Genomic DNA, 20,406 nt, shown 5'->3' with positions numbered 1-20,406 from the left:
CATGGCCGACATCGACACCTCCAAACCCCTCGTCGAGCTGCGCGAGATCCGCAAATCCTTCGGCGGCGTGAAGGCCGTGGACGGCGTGAGCGTGAACCTCTACCCCGGCGAAGTGGTCGCGCTGCTCGGCCACAACGGCGCGGGCAAGTCCACGCTGATGAAGATGCTCGCGGGCGCCTACCCCATCGACTCGGGCGACACGCTCATCGCGGGCGAGAAGGTCAACATCCGCACCCCCGCCGAGGCGCAGGGCCAGGGCATCGAGACCATCTACCAGACGCTCGCGCTCGCCGACAACCTCGACTCCGTTTCCAACCTCTTCCTCGGCCGCGAGAAGATGACGCGCTGGAACACGCTCGACGACCACTTCATGGAAGTGCAGGCGCGCAAGGTGTTCCATCGCCTAAACAAGAACTTCACCAACATCCGCGTGCCGGTGCGCCGTCTCTCGGGTGGCCAGCGGCAGGTGGTGGCGATCTCGCGCGCGCTGTATTTCAATGCGCGCATCCTCATCATGGACGAGCCGTGCGCAGCGCTCGGGCCCGAAGAGACCGCGATGGTCGGCGGCCTCGTGAAGCAGCTCAAGGCCGATGGCGTGGGCATCTTCCTCATCACGCATGACATGCCCGACGTGTTCTCGCTGAGCGACCGCCTCGCGGTCATGAAGAACGGCAAGCTCGTGGGCACCTACCGCACCGAAGACGTCACCGAAGACGAGGTGCTCGGGATGATCATCGCGGGCAAGCGTCCCGAGGGCAAAGAGCAGGCGCATCACGCAGCAACAGCCGCAGTGACCGCCTGAACCGTTCGGCGACATGAAGACCATCGGCGACCAGCAGCTCTTGAAGCGCATGAACCGCAGCGTGCTGCTGCGGTTGCTGCGCGCGCAGCCGGGGCTCTCGCGTGCTCGGCTGGCCACCGAGAGCGGCCTCACGAAGTCCACCGTGAGCCTGCTGGTGCGCGAGCTGCTCGATGAAGGCTGGCTCAAGGAATCCGATGCGGCGGTGAACGACGGGCTCGGCCGGCCCTCGACGCCGCTGCAGATCAATGTCGGCGTGCGCGCTCTGATGGGCGTGGAGATTGCGGTGGAAACCGTGCGGCTCGTGTGCGTCTCGCTGCAGGGCGAGGTGCTGTACTCCAATACCCACGGGCTCACCGACGGATCGCCCGCCGGCGTCTGCGCGCAGGTGGCGCGCATGGCCTCGGCCGCGCACAAGCAGCTTGATGCGCTGGGCCTGCGCCTGTCGAGCATCGGCGTGTGCGTGCCGGGCGCGGTGGACGATTGCACCGGCGTCGTCCGCTTCGCGCCCAACCTCGGCTGGCGCAACGTGAGCCTCTTGCCCGCGCTCGAAAAGTCGTTCGCCGCCGTGGGCCTGCCCCACGTCACCGTGCAATTGCAGAACGATGCCGATGCGGCCGTGCTCGGCGAATACGAATTCGCCGCGGGCGAGGGCGAAGATCCGCTGATCTTCGTGAGCTGCGATGTCGGCGTGGGCGCGGGCGTGGTGCTGAACGACCGCCTCTTCACCGGTGCGCAGGGCATGGCGGGCGAGATCGGCCACACGATTCTCGAACTCGACGGTCCGCTGTGCTCGTGTGGCCGGCGCGGTTGTGCCGAGGCCTTCTTCGGCTCGCGCACGCTGGAGCGCGAGGGCGTGGACATGCCGCGCGCCGCGGCCTTCTTCGGTGTGCTGCTGCAGAACCTGTGGGTGACCTTCAATCCGCGCGCGATCGTGCTCGGCGGCAAGTCATGCGCAGCGCATCGCGGCTTCGTGCAGGCCGCGTTCGAGGCAGTGAAGCACCATGCGGACGGCGCGGGCATGCCGGCGCCCGGGCTGCGCATCGCGCGCTATGCGGAGCTCGCACCCGCGGTCGGCGCTGCGGCACTGGCATTGCACGAATACTTAAGGCCGCTGCAACCCGATGCGAGAACGCGCCGCGCGCGTGCCGCACAGGTTTCCGCTGCGGCCTGAGCCATCGGCCTACGCGCGCCGCGCGATCGATGCCCTAACGTTCAAGTATTCCGCCTCCAGGAGTCCAGGCCATGACGCGTTCCTCCGCCCAGTTCACCCAACCCGCCGAGTCCTCGTCGTCCTCCGCATTGCTTGTCGTGATCGCCGTGCTCATCGGCCTTGCGGGTCTCGCGCTCGTGGTCGCGGGCGCATGGCTCATCGCACTCGGCGGCTCGTGGTACTACCTCGTGGCGGGGCTCGGGCTCATCGCCTCGGCCTTGCTGCTCAGGCGTGGTGGCGGCATCGGGTTGTTGTTCTATGCGGCGGTGGTGCTGCTCACGCTCGTGTGGGCGTTGTGGGAAGTGGGCTTCGACTGGTGGCCGCTGGCCGCGCGCGGCGATGTGTTCTTCGTGGTCGGCCTGTTCCTCCTCACGCCGTGGGTCGCGCGCTCGCTTGCACGCCGCGATGCAACGGGCATCGGCCGTGCGCGCGGCGTGCTCGGCGTGGTGCTCGCGGCTTTCCTGCTGGCTGCCGTGTTCTCGTGGACGCGCGAGCCCGGCCGCATCGAGGGCATCGCGCCGTTGCCCGATGCGCCGAGCAACGCAACGGCCACCGCGCTCGCCAGTCCGCCTCCGCCGAAGGACGACTGGACCGCTTACGGCGGCACCGGTTTCGGCCAGCGTTATTCGGCACTCGACCAGATCACGCCGGCCAACGTCGGGCAGCTCGAGGAGGCCTGGCACTTTCGCACCGGCGATGTGCGCGGCCAGCCCGGCGATCCGGAAGAGACGACCTTCGAAGTCACGCCGCTGAAGATCGGCGAGCGCTTGTTCCTCTGCACGCCGCACCAGGCGGTGGTGGCGCTCAACGCGACCACGGGCGAGCAGCTCTGGCGCTACACGCCCGAGATCAAGCGTCCGCTCGCGCTGCAGCATCTGACCTGCCGGGGCCTGTCTTACTACGCGGGCAGCGCGGCCTCAACCACCGCCGCATCGAAACCGGCGCCTTCGCCTTCGGCACCCACGGGCGACTGCGACGCGAAGCTCTTCATGCCCACCGCCGACGGCCGCGTCCTCGCGCTCAACCCCGAGAACGGCAAGCCTTGCCTCGCTTTCGGTGGCGGCAGCGGGCAGATCGATCTCTGGAAGAACATGCCCAACGTGAGCCTGGGCGCGTACTACTCGACCTCGCCGGTCGTCGTGACGCGCTCGCTGATCGTGGTGGGCGGTACGGTGCTCGACAACGTCTCGACCAAGGAAACCTCGGGCGTGATCCGCGCCTTCGACGTGAACACCGGCGCGCTGGTGTGGAACTGGGATTCGGGCAGCCCCGAAGAAACCGCGCCCATCGCGGCCGACCGCACCTACACCGTCAACTCGCCCAACAGCTGGTCGATCTCCAGCGTGGACGAGGCGCTGGGACTGGTCTACGTGCCCACGGGCAACCAGCCGCCGGACCAGTGGGGCGGCAAGCGCACCGAGGGCGCGGAGCGCTATTCGTCGTCGGTGGTGGCACTCGACCTGGCGAACGGCCGCGTGCGCTGGAGCTTCCAGACGGTGCACCACGACCTCTGGGACTACGACGTGCCCGCGCAGCCGAGCCTCATCGACCTGCGCGTGGGCAGCGAGACCATCCCGGCGCTGGTGCAGCCGACCAAGCAGGGCGAACTCTTCGTGCTCGACCGGCGCAACGGCAAGCCGATCGTGCCGGTGAACGAGCGGCCCGCGCCGCAGGGCGCGGCCACGGGCGACCGCACCGCGCCGACGCAGCCGGTGTCGGGGCTCTCGTTCGATCCGCCCGCGCTGACGCCGGCCGACATGTGGGGCGCGACGGTGTTCGACCAGCTCGCGTGCCGCATCGCGTTTCACCGGCTGCGCTACGAAGGCCGCTTCACGCCGCCGTCGACACAGGGCTCGCTGATCTACCCCGGCAACTTCGGCGTCTTCAACTGGGGCAGCATCGCGGTCGATCCGCAGCGGCAGATCGCCTTCACCACGCCGGCGTCGCTGGCCTTCGTGTCGCGACTGGTGCCGCGTGCGGACGACACCACGCGCTATGTGCAGGGCAAGGGGCAGCCGACCGGCAGCCTGCCCGCGCTCAATGAAAACTTCGGCGCGCCGTTCGCGATCAAGCTCAACCCGTTCACCTCGGTGCTGGGGCTGCCGTGCCAGGCGCCGCCCTGGGGGCACGTGGCGGGGGCGGACCTGCGCAGCGGCAAGGTCATCTGGATGCACAAGAACGGGACGGTGCGCGACAGCTCGCCATTGCCGCTGCCGTTCGCGATGGGCGTGCCGAATCTCGGCGGGCCTGTGATGACCGCGGGTGGCGTGGCCTTCCTGTCGGGCACGCTCGACCAGTACGTGCGCGGGTACGACGTGGGCAACGGCAAGGAGCTGTGGCGCAGCCGGCTGCCCGCAGGCGGACAGGCCACGCCGATGACCTACCGCGGCAGCGATGGGCGGCAGTACGTGGTGGTGGCTGCGGGTGGGCATGGTTCGCTCGGTACGCGGACCGGGGACCATGTGATCGCCTACGCGCTGCCCAAGCGCTGAAGACAGGCGCGTCAGTCGGCTGCAGGCATATCGCTGTCGCGCCAGCCGCGCATTCGGCGGTACAGCGTGCCGCGCGACACGTTGAGCTGGCGCGCGGCCTGGGACACGTTGCCGCCATGCGCAGCGAGCGTTTCCTCGATCAGCTTGCGGCTGTGTTCGCGCAAGGTTTCGGCATGCGGCACCTGCTCGTCATCGGTTGCGGCTGTGCCGTCTTCGCTGTCAGTGGCCGCGGCGGCCGTGTGCTCGACAGGCGTCGACGCATGCAGGCCAGGCATCGCCACCGCGTGCTTGAAGTCCACGCCGTTCGCGCCCTTCAGATGCGCCAGCACCCACACGCCAAGACCACTCGCGAGCCGCAGCGGCTGCGCAGATTCACGGCGCCCCAGCCGCAACAGGCTCGCAAGGTCATGCCCCAACAGGCATTCGACATCGCGCTCGCCGGCCGCTTCGGGCAAGCGCCCGAGCAACCGCGCGCCGGCGTTGTTGAGCCACGCGATGGTGCCGTCCGGCGCAATGCCCGCGAGCGCCTCCAGCGGCGTGCCAAGCAGCGTCGGGCTCGCCTGGAAACGCAGGATGAGGTGGTCGCGCGACTGCGCCTGCAGCAGGCGGTTCTCGATCGTCGTCGCATAGAGCGACACCATCGACGCCGCATCGAACCCGAAGCGCCGCGCCTCCACCGTGAGGTCCAGCACGCCGGCCAATCGCCCCGTCACATCGCGGATCGGCGCGGCTGCGCACTGCATTTCGCGCAGCACGTCGAAGTAGTGCTCCGCGCCATCGACGGTGCAGGCCTGCCCTGTGGTGGCGACGATGCCGGGTGCGGTCGTGCCAACGATGCGCTCGGAGATGTTCACGCCCACGCGCGCGGTCTTGCGCAGCACCGGCTGGTGCGCGGCGGCGGGCTGGTGCGTGACGTGCACCACCACGCCTTCGTGGTCGGTGAGGATCACGCGGCAGTCGGTGCCGGCGAGCGCGTGCTCCATCTGCCCGAGCTCCTGCCGCGCGACATCGAGCAGCTCGCGGTTGCGCGCGAGCGTGGCGTGCAGGCGGCTCGGTGTGACGGCATCGAAGGGAACGATGCGCTGCCGGTCGGCATGCGTGCGTGTGCAGCGCATCCACGACTGCAGCACCGCCTCGCCGATGAGGCCCGAGGGCCGCACGCCTTCCTCGAAGAATTGCCGCCGCGCGAGCGCCACGCGCTGCGCGGGCGTGTTGGCGAAAAGTTGGTGCGGCGCATTCGCCGTGCCGAGCCTGTCGAATTTTTCGAGGGCCATGTCGTTCGATGCCTCCCAGGATTCGGGGAACCCCGTCGAATGTGTTCCGCAATGGAACAAGGCTCGATTGGGGAAATCCCGAAGATGAACGACGGCGCAGCGCGAACGATCCTTGCAGCATAAGGAGACCCACGATGAAGAAAACCACCACCGGGCTGCGCCTGCTGGCCGGCGCATTGCTGTGCCTGGGCGCATCGATGGCTGCGGCCCAGAGTCCGCAGGACCGTGCCGCCGCCGCAGTCAAGAAGGTCGACGGCAACTTCGTGCGCGCCAACGCGGCACAGAAAACCCCCGACTGGCCGAGCGTCGGCCTGGACTACGCCGAGTCGCGCTTCAGCAAGCTCGACCAGGTGAACGCCGGCAACGTGAAAGAGCTCGGGCTGGTCTGGTCGTACAACCTCGAATCCACGCGCGGCGTGGAAGCCACGCCGCTGGTGGTCGACGGCATCATGTACGTCACCGCCTCGTGGAGCGTGGTGCATGCGATCGACACGCGCACCGGGCAGAAGCTCTGGACCTTCGATCCGCAGGTCGACAAGTCCAAAGGCTTCAGGGGCTGCTGCGACGTGGTGAACCGCGGCGTGGCGCTGTACGAAGGCCGCGTCTACGTGGCCGCCTACGACGGCCGGCTCATCGCGCTCGATGCGGCCACGGGCCAGAAGGTGTGGGAGAAGAACACCATCGACGGGCAGAAGGGCAGCTACACCATCACCGGCGCGCCGCGCGTCTTCAAGGGCAAGGTGATCATCGGTAACGGCGGCGCCGAGTACGGCGTGCGCGGCTACGTCACCGCCTACGACGCGAAGACCGGCGACCAGAAGTGGCGCTGGTTCGTGGTGCCGGGCGATCCGTCCAAGCCCTTCGAGGACGAATCGATGGCGCGCGCCGCCAAGACCTGGGACCCGAGCGGCAAGTACTGGGAGGCCGGCGGCGGCGGCACCGCGTGGGACAGCTTCGCCTTCGACCCCGAGCTCAACCTGATGTACGTGGGCACCGGCAACGGCTCGCCGTGGGCGCACAAGGCGCGCAGCCCCAAGGGCGGCGACAACCTCTACCTCGGCTCGGTGGTGGCACTCGACCCCGACACCGGCAAGTACGTGTGGCACTACCAGGAAACGCCCGGCGACAACTGGGACTACACATCGACCCAGTCGATGATCCTGGCCAACGTCAAGCTCGGCGGCAAGGCACGCAAGGTGCTGCTGCATGCGCCCAAGAACGGCTTCTTCTTCGTCATCGACCGCACCAACGGCAAGTTCATCTCGGCGAAGAATTTCGTCGAGGTGAACTGGGCCACGGGCTACGACAAGAACGGCCGCCCCATCGAGATCGCCGCCGCGCGCGAGAACACCAGGCCCGGCGACAGCATCCCCGGCCCCTTCGGCGCGCACAACTGGCACCCGATGTCGTTCAACCCGCAGACGGGGTACGCGTACCTGCCCGCCCAGCACGTGCCGATCAACCTGATGGACGACAAGGCCTGGAAGTTCGACGAGAACGTGCCCGGCCGGCCGCATGGGGCGCTGGGCTGGAACACCGGCATGTTCGCCAACGCCGAGCCGCCCAAGAGCAAGCCCTTCGGCCGCCTCGTCGCCTGGGACCCGGTGACTCAGAAGGAAGCCTGGGGCGTCGACTACGCCTCGCCCTGGAACGGCGGCACGCTCACCACCGCGGGGAACCTCGTGTTCCAGGGCACGGCCGACGGGCGCCTGCTGGCCTACAACGCGAAGACTGGCGAGAAGCTGTGGGAAACACCCACCGGTACCGGCGTGGTCGCGGCGCCTTCGACCTACATGGTCGATGGCAAGCAGTACGTGTCGGTGGCCGTAGGCTGGGGCGGGGTGTACGGCCTTGCGCAGCGCGCCACCGAGAAGCAGGGGCCGGGCACGGTCTACACCTTCGCCGTCGGCGGCACCGCCAAGATGCCGGACTTCGTGCAGTACCGCATGAGCAAGCTGGTGCAGGGCGTGAAGTACGACCCCGCCAAGGTGCAGGCCGGCACGATGCTCTATGTGAGCAACTGCGTGTTCTGCCACGGCGTGCCGGGCGTGGACCGCGGCGGCAACATCCCCAACCTCGGCTACATGGATTCGGCCTACATCGAGAACCTGGACAAGTTCATCCTCAAGGGCCCGGCCATGGCGCGCGGCATGCCCGACTTCACGGGCAAGCTCTCGGGCGATGACATCGAGAGCATCAAGGCGTTCATCCAGGGGACGGCGGACGCGATCCGGCCGAAGTAGAAAGAAAAAGCCGCAGGTCCGGAGACCTGCGGCTTTTATGGATTCATTCCCGGAACACCGAGGAACCGGCTCTGCCGGGCCTCAGGTGTTGCCCCCGGTAGGGGGTTGGCGAAGCGACACGAAGTGCGCGCAGCCTGGGGGCGATCAACAGCTAGTCGGCGTAAACGCCGGCAGCCTTGATGATCGGACCCCACTTGGCGATTTCAGCCGAGACGAACTTCTTGTGTTCGGCCGGCTGGGTGCGCTTGTCGGTGGTGATCACCGCGCCCAGCGCTTCTTCGCGCTTGATGAAGCCCGGGTCCTTCATGGCGGCCGTGATGGCTTCGTTCAACTTCTTGAGCACCGGTGCCGGCGTGCCCTTGGGGGCGTACATGCCGTGCCAGATCGACACTTCGAAGTCCTTCAGGCCCGATTCGGACAGCGTGGGCAGGTCCTTCAGCGCGGGGGTGGTCAGGCGCTTGGCGGTGGTCACGGCGTAAGCCTTGACCTTCTTGGCCTCGATCTGCGAGGTGGTGTTGGTGGTCTGGTCGCACAGCAGGTCGATCTGGCCGCCCAGCAGGTCGGCGATGGCGGGGGCCGTGCCCTTGTAGGGAACCGGCGTCATCTCGACCTTGATCGCGCTCTGGAACAGGAGGCCGCACAGGTGCGAGGCGGCGCCCAGGCCGGCGTTGCCCAGGTTGATCTTGCCCTTGTTGGCGTCGATCCAGGCCGTCAGCTCCTTGTAGTTGTTGGCCGGCAGGCCGGGCTTGCCGATCAGCGTCATCGGCACTTCGTTGACCATGCCCAGGTATTCGAAGTCGGTCTCGACGTTGAACGGGAGCTTGCGGTAGAGCGCCGGCATCGTGGACATGCCGATGTGGTTCAGGAGCAGCGTGTAGCCGTCGGGGTTGGCGCGCGCCACCTTGGCGGTGCCGATGGAGCTGCCGGCGCCGGCGGTGTTGTCCACCACGATGGTGGTGCCCAGCGTCTTCTGCATGGCTTCGGCCAGGTCGCGCGCGACGCGGTCGGTCGGGCCGCCGGCTGCGAAAGGCACCACCAGCGTGACGGTCTTGCCTGCGGGGAAATCCTGGGCGTGAGCGCCGACAGCGGCAGCGGCGATCGCGGTAAGGGCAAGCAATTTCTTCATGAAGTCTCCGGGACGGTTGAGATTGAAAATCGGCCGCGATCTTATAGGCTGACCATCGCCTGACCAATCCCGAATAGCCCTTAGGTTCGTATCTGAATCCGACCCTTCTGGGGCATGATCCCTGCGCGAAAGCCGCGCCAGGGGGCGCGAAAAACAACCACAACAACGCGGCCCCCGGGGCCGCACCGAGGAGGAAATTCCAATGGATCCATGGGTCTACCCGCGCGAGCGTTGGCTCGGCAACATCACGCTCGGCCTGGGCGTGCTCGTCTGGGGGCTGCTGGTGCTCGGCACCCTGGGCCTCGCGCTCATCTACGTGCTGCTCGGCTTCATTGCCTATGTATTTGTACAGTCGGCCGTCATCGCCTGGATCAAGGGCACGGCCGTGAAGCTCTCGCCCACCCAGTTGCCCGAGTTGCATGCGCGCTTCAAGGCCTGCTGTGGCTACCTGGGCATCGAGAACCCGCCCGAGGCCTACCTGCTGCACGGCGACGGCATCTTCAACGCTTTTGCCACCCGCTTCTTCGGGCGCGACTTCGTCGTGCTGCTGTCCGACGTGGTCGATGCGATGGAAACCCAGCCCGACGGCATCAACTTCTACATCGGCCACGAGCTCGGCCATATCAAGCGCGGTCACCTCACCGGCCACGTCTGGCGCATGCCGGTGCTCTGGTTGCCGCTCCTGGGCGCGGCCTATTCGCGTGCGCAGGAATACACCTGCGACCTGCACGGCGCCGCCTGCTGCGAGGAGCCCGACTCGGCGCCCCGCGCGCTCGTGGCGCTGGCTGCCGGCGCGCAGCAGTGGCGCAACGTCGACCTGCAGCGCTATGCCGACCAGTCGGCGGGCAACAGCGGCTTCTGGGCGTCGTTCCACGAGCTGATCGGCGGCTACCCCTGGCTCACCAAGCGCGTGGCGCGCACCATCGATCCGGCGGCCAAGCTGCCCGGCCGCAATCCACTGGCCTATGTGCTCGCGATCTTCGTGCCCAACACCGGGCGTGCGGGCGGCGGCGTGTTGGCGTTGATGGTCGTGGTTGCGATCATCGGCATCCTGGCTGCGGTGGCGATCCCGGCCTACCAGGACTATCAGACGCGCGCGGTCGTCTCGCAGGCATGGTTCCAGGCTGCGCCGGTGCGCGAGACGCTCGGCACCTACTACAAGGAGAAGCAGGAGATTCCCGATTCCCTCGAGGCCGCCGGTGCGCCGGAAACCCTGCCCGACGGTTCGGCCCTGAAGCTCGACCCCGACACCATGGTGGTGGAGGTGAAGACCCCCAAGGGCACGCTGCAGATGGAGCCCTCGGCTGTCGACGACGGCGTCGAATGGCATTGCACGGCCGGCGACGGCCTGCCCGCCAAGGCGCTGCCGGTTGCCTGCCGGAAGTAATCGACCGACCAGCGCGCCAGGTACGCAAGTACAGGTGCGCGGTAAAGCGTCGTAAGAGAAGGTTGCCGCCCGTCGAACTGTCCGACAGGCAGACCCGACGCACGCCGATGCGTGGGACGTGCGAGCGCCCTAGGGTGAAGTTTCGTTGGTCCCGAAACGCACTCACAAGGAGCACATTCCCATGCCCACCATCACCACCTCGTCCCTCGACGGAATGAAGGTCGCCATCCTCGTTGCGGACGGCTTCGAGCAGGTCGAGATGACCGAGCCGCGCCAGGCGCTCGACCGTGCCGGCGCGCACACGCAGATCGTGTCCCCCGTGGACGGCAGCGTGCGCGGCTGGCACCACCACGAGGCGGCCGACCCCTTCGAGGTCGATGTGCCGCTCGAGCACGCGAAGGCCGAAGATTTCGACGCGCTGCTGCTGCCGGGCGGCGTCGTCAACCCCGACACCCTGCGCATCGACGCCAAGGCCGTGGCCTTCGTGCGCGCCTTCGTCGAAGCGGGCAAGCCCATCGCCGCGATCTGCCACGGCCCGTGGACGCTGATCGATGCCGGCGGCGTCAAGGGCAGGAAGATGACGTCGTGGCCGTCGCTGCGCGCGGACCTGCGCAATGCGGGCGCGAAGTGGAGCGATGCCGAAGTGGTAGTCGACCGCGAGCTCGTCACGAGCCGCAAGCCCGACGACCTGCCGGCCTTCAATCGGGAGATGACGAAGATGTTCGAGCTGGCGTACGAGGCCGCCCTGCATTGAGCGCCGCGCTCAGCGCGCGATGTCGGGCCCCGTATAGCGGGCGCGCGGCCTGATCAACTGCCCCTTCGCCTGCTGTTCGAGCACATGCGCCGTCCAGCCGACCGTGCGTGCCAGCGCGAACAGCATCAGCGGCGCATCGGCCGGCAGCTTGTGCACCGTCGCCATGGCCGCGAGTGCGAAGTCGATGTTCGCCGCCTCGCCCAGCAGCTTTTCGCCGGTGGCGCGCAGCGATGCGAAGGCCGGCGGCAGTTCGATGACCTCGAGCAACGCGGTGCAGCGCGCATCACCGGCGGGATAGAGCGGATGCCCGAAGGCCGCGAGCGGCCGGTCGTGTGCCAGCCATTCGCGCACCGCGGCTTCGCTGCCGAGCGCGGCGACGCTGCGCATCAATGCCTGAACGGCTGCCGCCGCGCCGCCGTGCAAAGGCCCGGTCAGCGTGGAGAGGCCCGTGAGCAGGCAGGCCGCAAGCGATGCGCCCGTGGAGGCGGTCACGCGTGCCGCGAAGGTCGATGCGTTGAGTTCATGGTCGGCCATCAGCACGAGCGCGCGGCGCAGCACGTCGGCCGCGCGCGGACGGCGCCATGCGGCGGCAAGCCGCGTGTGCAGGTGCGCCGGTTGCGCGGTCGATGGGCCGAGCAGGGCATCGGCGAGCGTGCCGATCACATCCGCCGCCTCAACCTGCAGCACGCTGCGTGAACGGCCGCGCGAAGGCGGATCGATGGCGGCGCGAGCCGCGAGTGCGAGCAAACCTGCCTGCGACGGCGTCGCCGCCTTCGAATGAACCGATGCCGAGGTCGTAGCCACGAAGCGCGGTGGCGCGCTCTCCCACAACAGCCCTGCGACATCTTCGAGCGTTGCGTGTTCGGCGAGCTCGCAAGCGTCTTGCCCGCGATACCAGAGCCGCCCCTCGGCCACTGTCGACACCGCGGAGGGAAGCACCGGCTCGCCCCACTGGATGGCCTCGCTCGCCACCGTCTCGCTGCTGCGCCTGCCGCGCGTGCGGGTCGCGATGCGCTGCACGTCGTCGCGGTGATAGAGGCTGCGGCGCGGGTCCGCCGCATCGGGCTTGGCGCGGATACGGCCGCGGCTCACGCTCGCGTAGAGCGTTTGCGGGCGCACCTGCATCAGTTCGAGCGCTTCGGCGGCGGGGAGCCAGAGGGGAGCCTTGGTCATGTTGATGGAATAGATCAAGATTGACGTCAATGTTAGCGCCGACAGAATCGATGTCATCGTGATAACCCAGGAGTACGAAACGATGAACAACGACGATGGCCTCGAAGGTGTGGTGGCCGCGCACACGGTGCTGTCCGAGGTGGACGGCGCCGCCGGCCGGCTGGTGATCCGCGGCCACCAGCTCGACGAGATCGCGCAGCGCTGGCGCTATGAAGACGTGGTGGCGCTGCTGTTCCAGAGCTTCTTCGACACCGTGCCCCATGCAGAGGCTTTGCGCAGTGCGCTCGGCCGCGCACGCCGCGAAGCCTTCGAGCGCCTGCAGCCCAACGACGATGCGGTGCTGCGCAAGATGCCGCCCATCGAAGCGGTGCGCGCGCTGCTTGCGCGGCTGCCCGATGGCGACGACCTCGCCACCGCGCTGCGGCTGGTCGCGGCGCCTGCGGTCTACACGGCGGCCGTGATGCGCTGGCGCCTCGGCGTGCAGGCCCTCGCACCCGACGAATCGCTGCCGTACGCCGTCGACATGCTGCGCATGCTCCACGGCCGCACGCCCACGGCCGCGCAGGCCGCGGCGCTCGACACCTACCTCGTCACCGTGTGCGACCACGGCCTCAACGCCTCGACCTTCGCGGCGCGCGTGGTGGCATCGACGGGCGCGGGCCTGGCATCGGCCGTGCTCGCCGGCATCAGCGCGCTCAAGGGCCCGCTGCACGGCGGCGCGCCCGGCCCGGTGCTCGATGCGCTCGATGCCATCGGCACGGCCGCCAACGCGCGCCACTGGCTCGAAGGCGCGGTGGCCAGCGGCCAGCGCCTGATGGGCTTCGGCCACCGCATCTACCGCGTGCGCGATCCGCGCGCCGATGCGCTCAAGGGCGCGCTGCGCCGGCTGAGTGTCGAGGGCAGCGTCAACGCCGCGCGCTTCGAACTGGCCGAAGCCGCGGAGCAGGCCGCGCTCGCGATCCTGCGCGAGAAGAAGCCCGACCGCGCGCTGGAAACCAACGTCGAGTTCTACACCGCGCTGCTGCTCGAAGCGCTGGGCTTCGGCCGCGAGAGCTTCACCTGCGTGTTCGCGGCCGGCCGTGTGAGCGGATGGGTGGCGCATGCGCGAGAGCAGGTGAAGAAGGGCCGGCTCATTCGTCCGCAGTCCGTGTACGTCGGACCTGCACCCGAAGAGGCCGAAGCCGCGCTCGCGCACTGATCCCGAGAGAGACAAACGCAAGGCCCACGCGCCGTCGCACCGTCATCCGGTACCCTCGTTGTCTTCGCATGCCGACCGCGGCATGCATGACGCAAGGCGAAAGTATTCCTATGACGGTGAACCCTTCCGACGAGCGCGCGCTGCGCTTGCCCCGCGACTTCGCGCTGATCGCAGTGGGGCTCGATGTGGCCATGTTCGTCATCAGCACCGTCGTGCTGCTGACGCGGTTCACGCCCGACGTCGAGCAGATCCGCAGTGCCTACGCGCAACCGGAGGTCTGGATCAGCATGCTGGCCGGCCTCGCGGTGCCCTGGACGCTGTCGGCCGTGCTCGCCTGGAGCCACGCACGCAATGCGCTCGAAAGGCTTGGCGTGGAGAACGTGGCGCTGGCGCACGATGCGAGGCTGCGCTTCGCAACGGTGTGGGCACTCGTGGTCGCGTTCAGCTACTACGGCCTGACACCGCTGTTCTTCAAGATCAGGACGCTGTTCATGCTCGGCGGCCGCTTCGAAGAGTTCTCCGGCTACTCGCCTTATCTCGGCATGGGCGCCGCCATGCTGTTGCAGTCCGTTGTCCAGCTGACGGTGCTGGTGCTCGGCATTTGGCTTGCAGCACGCCTCGCGCTGAGCCGAAGCCGCGGCCAGGACGTGGCAGTTCGCGCACCGGAGGATGCGGCCTTCGAGGTCTCCGGCGCACCGCCGCGCCGTGCCGTCGTGTGGCTGATCGCCGCGGTGTTCGCGTCGATGCAACTGTGGAGCAGCCTGGCGGTGTCCAACTGGCTTTTTCCGTCGGGTGACAACGCGCTCAGGTTGCTGCTCACCCTGGTGTTGCCGTGGCTCGCGGCCTTTGCGCTCGCGTTCTGGGGTGGCTGGCTCGGCACGCGGGCTGGCATGTCGCTGGCGCGGCCTTTCAGGGCCGTGGCCGCGTCCGTGTCGGCCTTCGTGCTGGTGCAGGTGATGAGCCTCGTCATCGCGATCGCGTGGTTCTTTCTTGCATACACGAGCTCCATGCGCATGTCGAACACACTCGGGACCATTGGCGCCACCGTGGCGCTCGCGCTGGTCTATGCGGCGCTGGTGGTGGCGCTCACGCGCGCCATCACGCGCCGGTTCTACCGCCGCTACTTGTAGCTGCGCGCGTCCTCGATCACCTTGCCGTCGTTCGGCAGCGTGCCCGGTGCCACCAGCTCGATGGTGCCGCGCAGCTTGGTCACCTCGCGCACCGCATCGGCAATGCGCGCATCGAGCCCGGCCGGCGCACCCGCGCATTCGAGCTTGAAGGTCATCTGGTCGTCGCCCATCTCGCCTGACACCACGAGGCGCGCACGCACGATCTCCGGAAAGCGCCGCGCGATCTCCGCCACCTGCGACGGATGTACGAACATGCCGCGCACCTTGGTGGTCTGGTCGGCGCGGCCGAGCCAGCCCTTGATGCGCTTGTTGGTGCGGCCCGTAGGGCAGGTGCCCGCGAGCACGGCCGAGAGGTCGCCGGTGCCGAAGCGCACCAGCGGGTAGTCGGGATTGAAGCTGGTGACGACGATCTCGCCCACTTCACCGTCAGGCACCGGGTCGCCCGTGCCGGGGCGCACGATCTCGACCAGTACGCCCTCGTCGATCACCAGGCCTTCGCGTGCGCTGGTCTCGTAGGCGATGAGGCCGAGGTCGGCGGTGGCGTAGCACTGCGTGCCCTTCACGCCATGGGCGGCGATCCAGTCGTGCAGACTGGGCGGAAAGGCTTCGCCGGAGACGAGGGCCTTGGTGAGCGAAGGCAACTGCTGGCCTTTCTCCTCGGCCTTCTCCAGCAGGATCTTCAGGAAGCTCGGCGTGCCCGCATAGCCTTCGGGCTTGAGGTCGACGATGGCTTCGAGCTGCTGCTCGGTCTGCCCGGTGCCGCCCGCGAACACGGTGCAGCCCATCGCGCGCGCGCCGCTCTCCATGATGGAGCCCGCGGGGGTCATGTGGTAGCTGAAGCTGTTGTGGATCAGTTCGCCGCTGCGAAAGCCCGCCGCATGCAGTGCACGCGCGGTGCGCCAGTAGTCGCGCGCCTCGCCTTCGGGTTCGTAGATGGTGCCGGGGCTCGCGAACACGCGCGGCATGCGCGGGCCGCGCACGATCGATGCGAAGCCGCCGAACGGATCGTCGGCACGGCGTGCCTTCTGCAGGTCGAGCAATTCCGATTTGCGCGTGACCGGTAGTTTCGCGAGCGCGTCGCGCGTCGTCACGTCCGCGGGCTTCACGCCGTCGAGGATCTTCTGGAACGCGGAGGTTGCCGTCTGCGCCTGCGCGATCTGCTTCGGAAGTGCGGCGAGCAGGTCGCGCTCGCGTTCTGCGGGATCGCGGATTTCGAGCTTGTCGTAGTGGTCGGTCATGTCCGTACCCTTCATCTTTCAGTTCGGTTCTTCCGCCAGGCGGATGTCGGGTTCGTGGGTGTTGGTTCGACCCGTCAAGCGAGCCACCTCTTGCGCCGCTTGTAGCTCTTCACATCCCTGAAGCTCTTGCGGTCCGCGCCGCCCACGCCAAGGTAGAACTCCTTCACGTCCTCGTTCTCGCGCAGGCTCTTGGCCTCGCCGTCCATCACGATGCGGCCGTTCTCCAGGATGTAGCCGTAGTCGGCGTAGCGCAGCGCCATGTTGGTGTTCTGCTCGGCCAGGAGGAAGGTCACGTGTTCCTTGGTGTTGAGGTCTTTCACGATCTCGAACACCTCCTCGACGATCTGCGGCGCGAGGCCCATCGAGGGTTCATCGAGCAGCACCATCGTCGGGTTGGCCATCAGCGCGCGGCCGATGGCGCACATCTGCTGCTCGCCGCCCGAGGTGTAGGCCGCCTGCGAGGTGCGCCGTGTCTTCAGGCGCGGGAAATATGCGTACACCTTGTCCAGCGTCTGCTGCACCGCGGCCTTGCCATCGGTGCGCGTGTAGGCGCCGGTCATCAGGTTCTCTTCGATCGTGAGGTGGGCGAAGCAGTGGCGACCTTCCATCACCTGGATGAGGCCGCGCTTGACCAGCTCGGCCGGCGACAGGGCCTCGATGCGGTCGCCGCGCAGCTCGATGGTGCCCTTGGTCACCGCGCCGCGCTCGCCTGCGAGCAGGTTGCTCACCGCGCGCAGCGTGGTCGTCTTGCCCGCGCCGTTGCCGCCGAGCAGCGCCACGATGCCGCCTTCGGGCACGGTGAGCGACACGCCCTTGAGCACGAGGATCACGTGGTTGTAGATGACCTCGATGCCGTTGACGTTGAGAAGGATGTTGGGTTCGCTCATGGTGTGGTCCGAAGCATTCGCAAGAACAGCGCAAAGGCTGTCCTTGCGAATGGCGGCTCCTGCGAGCCGCCACGGCGCATCAGTGCATCAAGACTGGCAGTCGGCGGCCTCGCGGCGCGTCAGCTTCTTTTCACCGGCGTACTTGTCGGCGGCAGACTTCACCATCGGCTTGATGATCTGTTCGTCAGCCTCGTACCAGTCGGACATGCCGCCCCACTTGGCGCCGTCCCAGGTGTGCACGCGCGCCCAGGTCGAGCCCATGTGGTCCTGGCACGAGGTGCTCACCGGACGCATCACGCCCGAGAAGCCCAGCGCATCGAGCTTCTTCTGGTCGAGCGCGAGGTTCTCCATGCCCCAGCGCACCTGCTCGCCGGTCATGACCTTGCCCTTGCCGAAGCGCTCCTGCGCGCGCTTGACGGCCTCGATGGTCAGCATCTGGATGATCACGCCGCGCGTGTAGAGCACCGAGCCCACTTCTTCCTTCGGACCCGTGCCCTGGCCCTTGTCGTGCACCTGCTTCAGGATGTCCTGGATCACCTTGGGCTGCGTGCCCGAAGTGTTGAGCGCGAGTGCGTTGTAGCCCTTGGCGTTGGCGCCCACATCCTTCACGTCGGGTTCGGCGCCGGCCCACCACACGCCGTACATCTTCTCGCGCGGGTAGCCCGTGGCCACGGCTTCCTTCAGGGCGGTGGAGTTCATCACGCCCCAGCCCCACAGCAGCACGAAGTCGGGGCGCGATTGCCGCACCTGCAGCCAGGCCGATTTCTGTTCCACGCCGGGTGCGGTCACCGGGATCAGCGAGAGCTCGAAGCCGTTCTGCTTGGCGCGCTCCTGCAGCAGCGGAATCGGCTCCTTGCCGAACGGCGAGTCGTGGTACACGAGGGCGATCTTCTTGCCCTTGAGCTTGTCCATGCCGCCTTCTTTTTTGCCGATGTGCTGGATCAGGATGTCCGCTGCGGTCCAGTAGCTGCCCATCAGCGGGAAGTTCCACTTGAACACGCCGCCGTCCTGCGAGGCCGAGAGGCCGTAGCCCAGCGTGATGAGCGGGATCTTGTCGGTGGGCACCTTGTCGGTCAGCGCGAAGGTGATGCCGGTGGCTTGCGGATCGAACAGCGCAACGCCCGGGCGGCCCTTCAGGCGCTCGTAGCACTCCACGCCCTTGTCGGTGGCGTAGCCGGTCTCGCACTCTTCGTAGGCGATCTTCACGCCGTTGATGCCGCCGGTGGCATTGACGTACTTGATGTAGTCCTGCTTGCCGTTGGCCCATGGCGTGCCGTTGGGCGCGTAGGGGCCGGTGCGGTACACCAGGAGCGGGAAGAACTGCTCCTTGGCTTGCGCGGTGGCGATCGATGGCGCGAGCATGGCGCCGAGGGTGCTGGCCACCAGGGCGGCGGTCAGAGCGAGCGATTTCAGTTTCATGCCTGTCTCCTTTTGTGGGCACCTCGGTGCCGGGTTTTTACGAACGAACGAACGGAACTCTCGAAAAGCGTTGTCAGTGCGGGAAGGGCCAGAGCCGCAACTTCTCTTTGGCGGTAGACCACAGCCGCGCGAGGCCGTGCGGCTCGACGATCAAAAAGAACACGATCAGCGCGCCGAAGATCATGGTCTCCAGGTGCGAGGCCAGCGCGGTGGAAATCGAGAACCCCAGCCACGCGGGCAACTGGTTCAGGAAGAGCGGCAGCAGCACGATGAAGGCGGCGCCGAAGAAGCTGCCCATGATCGAGCCGAGCCCGCCGATGATCACCATGAAGAGCAACTGAAACGAGCGGTCGATGCTGAACGCCGCCGGCTCCCACGCGCCCAGGTGAATGAAGCCCCACAGCGCGCCGGCCACACCAACGATGAAGCTGCTCACCGCAAAGGCCGTGAGCTTGGCGTACACCGGGCGGATGCCGATCACCGCGGCGGCCACGTCCATGTCGCGCATCGCCATCCACTCGCGGCCGATGGCGCTGCGCACCAGGTTCTTCGCGAGCAGCGCGAACACCACCACGAAGATGAGGCAGAACAGGTACTTCTGCACCGGCGACTCGATCGGCACGCCGAACACGTTGAGCCCCGCCACGCTCACCGAACCCGAGGACGAGTTGTTGGTGAACCACTGGATGCGCAGGAACGCCCAGTCGGTGAAGAACTGCGCTGCGAGCGTGGCCACCGCGAGGTACAGGCCCTTGATGCGCAGGCTCGGAATGCCGAAGAGCACGCCGATCACCGTCGCGCACAGGCCGCCCAGCAGCAGCGAGGCGATGAGCGGCATGCCGTCGATGCGCACCTGGAAGTTGTAGGCCGCGTACGCGCCCACCGCCATGAAGGCGCCTGTGCCCAAAGAGATCTGGCCGCAGTAGCCGACCAGGATGTTGAGACCCAAGGCTGCGAGCGACAGAATCAGGAAGGGCGTGAGGATGGCGCGCATCCAGTAGTCGGACACGCCCAGCGGCACGACGATGAATGCGACGAGCAGCAGCACCAGCATCGCGATGCGGTCCTGCGCGATCGGAAGGATCTGTTGGTCGGCCCTGTAGCTTGACTTGAACTGGCCGTTTTCTCTGTAGAACATTGCTCAGACCCGATCGATGATTTTTTCGCCGAACAGGCCCTGCGGACGAACCAGCAGGAAGACCAGTGCGAGCACATACGCGAACCAGATCTCGATGCCGCCACCGAGCATGGGGCCGAGATAAATTTCAGACAGCTTCTCGCCCACGCCGATCAACAGGCCACCGATGATTGCGCCCGGAATCGAAGTGAGCCCACCGAGGATCACCACCGGCAGCGCCTTCAGCGCCACCAGTGAGAGCGAGAACTGCACACCCAGCTTGGAGCCCCAGATGATCCCGGCGACCAGCGCTGAGAAGCCGGCGACCGACCACACGATCACCCAGATGCGCTTGAGCGGAATACCGATGGACTGCGCGGCCTGGTGGTCGTCAGCCACCGCGCGCAGCGCGCGGCCGGTGGCGGTCTTCTGGAAGAAGATGGCCAGTACCACCACGAGCGCTGCCGACACCGCTGCGGCCACCAAGTCTTCCTGGCTCAGCAGCAGGCCGCCCTGGAAAGTGCCTTCGAGCACCATCAGCGGTTCCTTGGGCATTCCCACGTCGATCTTGTAGATGTCGTTGCCGAAGATCGTCTGGCCCACGCCGTCGAGGAAGTAGGCGATGCCCAGCGTGGCCATCAGGAGCGTGATGCCCTCCTGGTTCACCAGCTTGCTGAGCGCGAGCCGCTCGATGAGCCAGGCCACCACGACCATCACCGCCATCGCGGCGATGAAGGCCAGGATGTTCGCGAGGATGAGGCTCTGGAAGCCGAACCACAGCGGGAACCATTCGGAGAAGCGCGCCATCGCCAGCGCCGCGAACAGCACCATCGCGCCCTGCGCGAAGTTGAAGACGCCCGAGGCCTTGTAGATCAGCACGAAGCCGATGGCGATCAGCGAATAGAGCATGCCGACCATGAGGCCGCCGAAGAGGGTTTCGAGGAAAAATCCCATGG

Annotated in this window: 16 protein-coding genes; 8 read left to right on the top strand and 8 right to left on the bottom strand. The window is 67.4% G+C overall.

Annotated features, from left to right (window positions below; genetic code table 11):
- Position 1: 1 nt before the first annotated feature.
- From ACSFA7_RS09575 to ACSFA7_RS09565, 3 genes are all read left to right on the top strand, one after another.
- Positions 2-802 (top strand): ATP-binding cassette domain-containing protein, encoded by an 801-nt coding sequence (locus ACSFA7_RS09575; protein ID WP_435499158.1) that lies wholly within the window; start codon positions 2-4, stop codon positions 800-802.
- A gap of 13 nt (positions 803-815) precedes the next feature.
- Positions 816-1,973 (top strand): ROK family transcriptional regulator, encoded by a 1,158-nt coding sequence (locus ACSFA7_RS09570; protein WP_435499157.1) that lies wholly within the window; start codon positions 816-818, stop codon positions 1,971-1,973.
- Between the two features lie 71 nt (positions 1,974-2,044).
- Complete coding sequence (locus ACSFA7_RS09565) at positions 2,045-4,504, top strand: glucose/quinate/shikimate family membrane-bound PQQ-dependent dehydrogenase (RefSeq protein ID WP_435499156.1); 2,460 nt, start codon at positions 2,045-2,047, stop codon at positions 4,502-4,504.
- 11 nt (positions 4,505-4,515) lie between these two features.
- Here ACSFA7_RS09565 and ACSFA7_RS09560 read toward each other — a convergent pair whose 3' ends face one another.
- Positions 4,516-5,778, bottom strand: a complete 1,263-nt coding sequence (locus ACSFA7_RS09560; protein ID WP_435499155.1) for a helix-turn-helix domain-containing protein — start codon at positions 5,776-5,778, stop codon at positions 4,516-4,518.
- 134 nt (positions 5,779-5,912) lie between these two features.
- On the opposite strand from ACSFA7_RS09560, the gene ACSFA7_RS09555 reads away from it, so the two are divergent.
- Positions 5,913-8,021, top strand: coding sequence for a PQQ-dependent dehydrogenase, methanol/ethanol family (locus ACSFA7_RS09555; protein ID WP_435499154.1), 2,109 nt, complete (start codon positions 5,913-5,915; stop codon positions 8,019-8,021).
- Between the two features lie 151 nt (positions 8,022-8,172).
- On the opposite strand, the gene ACSFA7_RS09550 is transcribed toward ACSFA7_RS09555, so the two are convergent.
- Positions 8,173-9,147, bottom strand: coding sequence for a tripartite tricarboxylate transporter substrate-binding protein (locus ACSFA7_RS09550; protein ID WP_307612861.1), 975 nt, complete (start codon positions 9,145-9,147; stop codon positions 8,173-8,175).
- A 202-nt stretch (positions 9,148-9,349) separates the two neighbouring features.
- Here ACSFA7_RS09550 and ACSFA7_RS09545 point away from each other — a divergent pair, with 202 nt between their 5' ends.
- Both ACSFA7_RS09545 and ACSFA7_RS09540 read left to right on the top strand, forming a co-directional pair.
- On the top strand, positions 9,350-10,534 hold the full coding sequence (locus ACSFA7_RS09545) for a M48 family metalloprotease (protein ID WP_435499153.1): 1,185 nt from the start codon (positions 9,350-9,352) through the stop codon (positions 10,532-10,534).
- Between the two features lie 181 nt (positions 10,535-10,715).
- A complete protein-coding gene (locus ACSFA7_RS09540; RefSeq protein WP_435499152.1) occupies positions 10,716-11,288 on the top strand; it encodes a type 1 glutamine amidotransferase domain-containing protein in 573 nt (190 codons plus the stop codon).
- A 9-nt stretch (positions 11,289-11,297) separates the two neighbouring features.
- Here ACSFA7_RS09540 and ACSFA7_RS09535 read toward each other — a convergent pair whose 3' ends face one another.
- Entirely contained in the window at positions 11,298-12,461 is a 1,164-nt protein-coding gene (locus ACSFA7_RS09535) for a citrate synthase (RefSeq protein WP_435499151.1), read from the bottom strand.
- Between the two features lie 82 nt (positions 12,462-12,543).
- Here ACSFA7_RS09535 and ACSFA7_RS09530 point away from each other — a divergent pair, with 82 nt between their 5' ends.
- A complete protein-coding gene (locus tag ACSFA7_RS09530) occupies positions 12,544-13,659 on the top strand; it encodes a citrate synthase/methylcitrate synthase (protein ID WP_435499150.1) in 1,116 nt (371 codons plus the stop codon).
- Between the two features lie 110 nt (positions 13,660-13,769).
- Positions 13,770-14,789, top strand: coding sequence for a hypothetical protein (locus ACSFA7_RS09525; protein ID WP_435499149.1), 1,020 nt, complete (start codon positions 13,770-13,772; stop codon positions 14,787-14,789).
- Here the strand turns inward: ACSFA7_RS09525 and ACSFA7_RS09520 are convergent.
- The 5 genes from ACSFA7_RS09520 to ACSFA7_RS09500 all read right to left on the bottom strand — a co-directional run bounded on the left by ACSFA7_RS09520 (position 14,780) and on the right by ACSFA7_RS09500 (position 20,404).
- Positions 14,780-16,027 (bottom strand): phenylacetate--CoA ligase family protein, encoded by a 1,248-nt coding sequence (locus ACSFA7_RS09520; protein ID WP_435499148.1) that lies wholly within the window; start codon positions 16,025-16,027, stop codon positions 14,780-14,782. The two genes, ACSFA7_RS09525 and ACSFA7_RS09520, sit on opposite strands and share 10 nt — an antisense overlap.
- Before the next feature lie 74 nt (positions 16,028-16,101).
- Positions 16,102-16,914, bottom strand: coding sequence for an ABC transporter ATP-binding protein (locus ACSFA7_RS09515; RefSeq protein ID WP_042577514.1), 813 nt, complete (start codon positions 16,912-16,914; stop codon positions 16,102-16,104).
- An 87-nt stretch (positions 16,915-17,001) separates the two neighbouring features.
- Positions 17,002-18,333: an ABC transporter substrate-binding protein gene (locus tag ACSFA7_RS09510; protein WP_435499147.1), complete on the bottom strand. Its 1,332-nt coding sequence runs from the start codon at positions 18,331-18,333 to the stop codon at positions 17,002-17,004.
- 73 nt (positions 18,334-18,406) lie between these two features.
- Positions 18,407-19,471, bottom strand: a complete 1,065-nt coding sequence (locus ACSFA7_RS09505; protein WP_013544061.1) for a branched-chain amino acid ABC transporter permease — start codon at positions 19,469-19,471, stop codon at positions 18,407-18,409.
- Positions 19,472-19,474: 3 nt separating this feature from the next.
- Positions 19,475-20,404 (bottom strand): branched-chain amino acid ABC transporter permease, encoded by a 930-nt coding sequence (locus ACSFA7_RS09500; RefSeq protein WP_307687156.1) that lies wholly within the window; start codon positions 20,402-20,404, stop codon positions 19,475-19,477.
- Positions 20,405-20,406: the final 2 nt, after the last annotated feature.

The organism is Variovorax trehalosi (genome assembly GCF_051216415.1).
Lineage (GTDB): Bacteria > Pseudomonadota > Gammaproteobacteria > Burkholderiales > Burkholderiaceae_C > Variovorax.
Note: the sequence above shows the minus strand (reverse complement) of the source record. Positions and strands in the feature narration are given on the sequence as shown.

What these genes read in the sequence shown, in the direction of transcription:
- ACSFA7_RS09575 (WP_435499158.1), top strand. Translation starts at nt 2, where the DNA reads ATGGCCGACATCGACACCTCCAAACCCCTCGTCGAGCTGCGCGAGATC.
- ACSFA7_RS09570 (WP_435499157.1), top strand. Translation starts at nt 816, where the DNA reads ATGAAGACCATCGGCGACCAGCAGCTCTTGAAGCGCATGAACCGCAGC.
- ACSFA7_RS09565 (WP_435499156.1), top strand. Translation starts at nt 2,045, where the DNA reads ATGACGCGTTCCTCCGCCCAGTTCACCCAACCCGCCGAGTCCTCGTCG.
- ACSFA7_RS09560 (WP_435499155.1), bottom strand. Translation starts at nt 5,778, where the DNA reads ATGGCCCTCGAAAAATTCGACAGGCTCGGCACGGCGAATGCGCCGCAC.
- ACSFA7_RS09555 (WP_435499154.1), top strand. Translation starts at nt 5,913, where the DNA reads ATGAAGAAAACCACCACCGGGCTGCGCCTGCTGGCCGGCGCATTGCTG.
- ACSFA7_RS09550 (WP_307612861.1), bottom strand. Translation starts at nt 9,147, where the DNA reads ATGAAGAAATTGCTTGCCCTTACCGCGATCGCCGCTGCCGCTGTCGGC.
- ACSFA7_RS09545 (WP_435499153.1), top strand. Translation starts at nt 9,350, where the DNA reads ATGGATCCATGGGTCTACCCGCGCGAGCGTTGGCTCGGCAACATCACG.
- ACSFA7_RS09540 (WP_435499152.1), top strand. Translation starts at nt 10,716, where the DNA reads ATGCCCACCATCACCACCTCGTCCCTCGACGGAATGAAGGTCGCCATC.
- ACSFA7_RS09535 (WP_435499151.1), bottom strand. Translation starts at nt 12,461, where the DNA reads ATGACCAAGGCTCCCCTCTGGCTCCCCGCCGCCGAAGCGCTCGAACTG.
- ACSFA7_RS09530 (WP_435499150.1), top strand. Translation starts at nt 12,544, where the DNA reads ATGAACAACGACGATGGCCTCGAAGGTGTGGTGGCCGCGCACACGGTG.
- ACSFA7_RS09525 (WP_435499149.1), top strand. Translation starts at nt 13,770, where the DNA reads ATGACGGTGAACCCTTCCGACGAGCGCGCGCTGCGCTTGCCCCGCGAC.
- ACSFA7_RS09520 (WP_435499148.1), bottom strand. Translation starts at nt 16,027, where the DNA reads ATGACCGACCACTACGACAAGCTCGAAATCCGCGATCCCGCAGAACGC.
- ACSFA7_RS09515 (WP_042577514.1), bottom strand. Translation starts at nt 16,914, where the DNA reads ATGAGCGAACCCAACATCCTTCTCAACGTCAACGGCATCGAGGTCATC.
- ACSFA7_RS09510 (WP_435499147.1), bottom strand. Translation starts at nt 18,333, where the DNA reads ATGAAACTGAAATCGCTCGCTCTGACCGCCGCCCTGGTGGCCAGCACC.
- ACSFA7_RS09505 (WP_013544061.1), bottom strand. Translation starts at nt 19,471, where the DNA reads ATGTTCTACAGAGAAAACGGCCAGTTCAAGTCAAGCTACAGGGCCGAC.
- ACSFA7_RS09500 (WP_307687156.1), bottom strand. Translation starts at nt 20,404, where the DNA reads ATGGGATTTTTCCTCGAAACCCTCTTCGGCGGCCTCATGGTCGGCATG.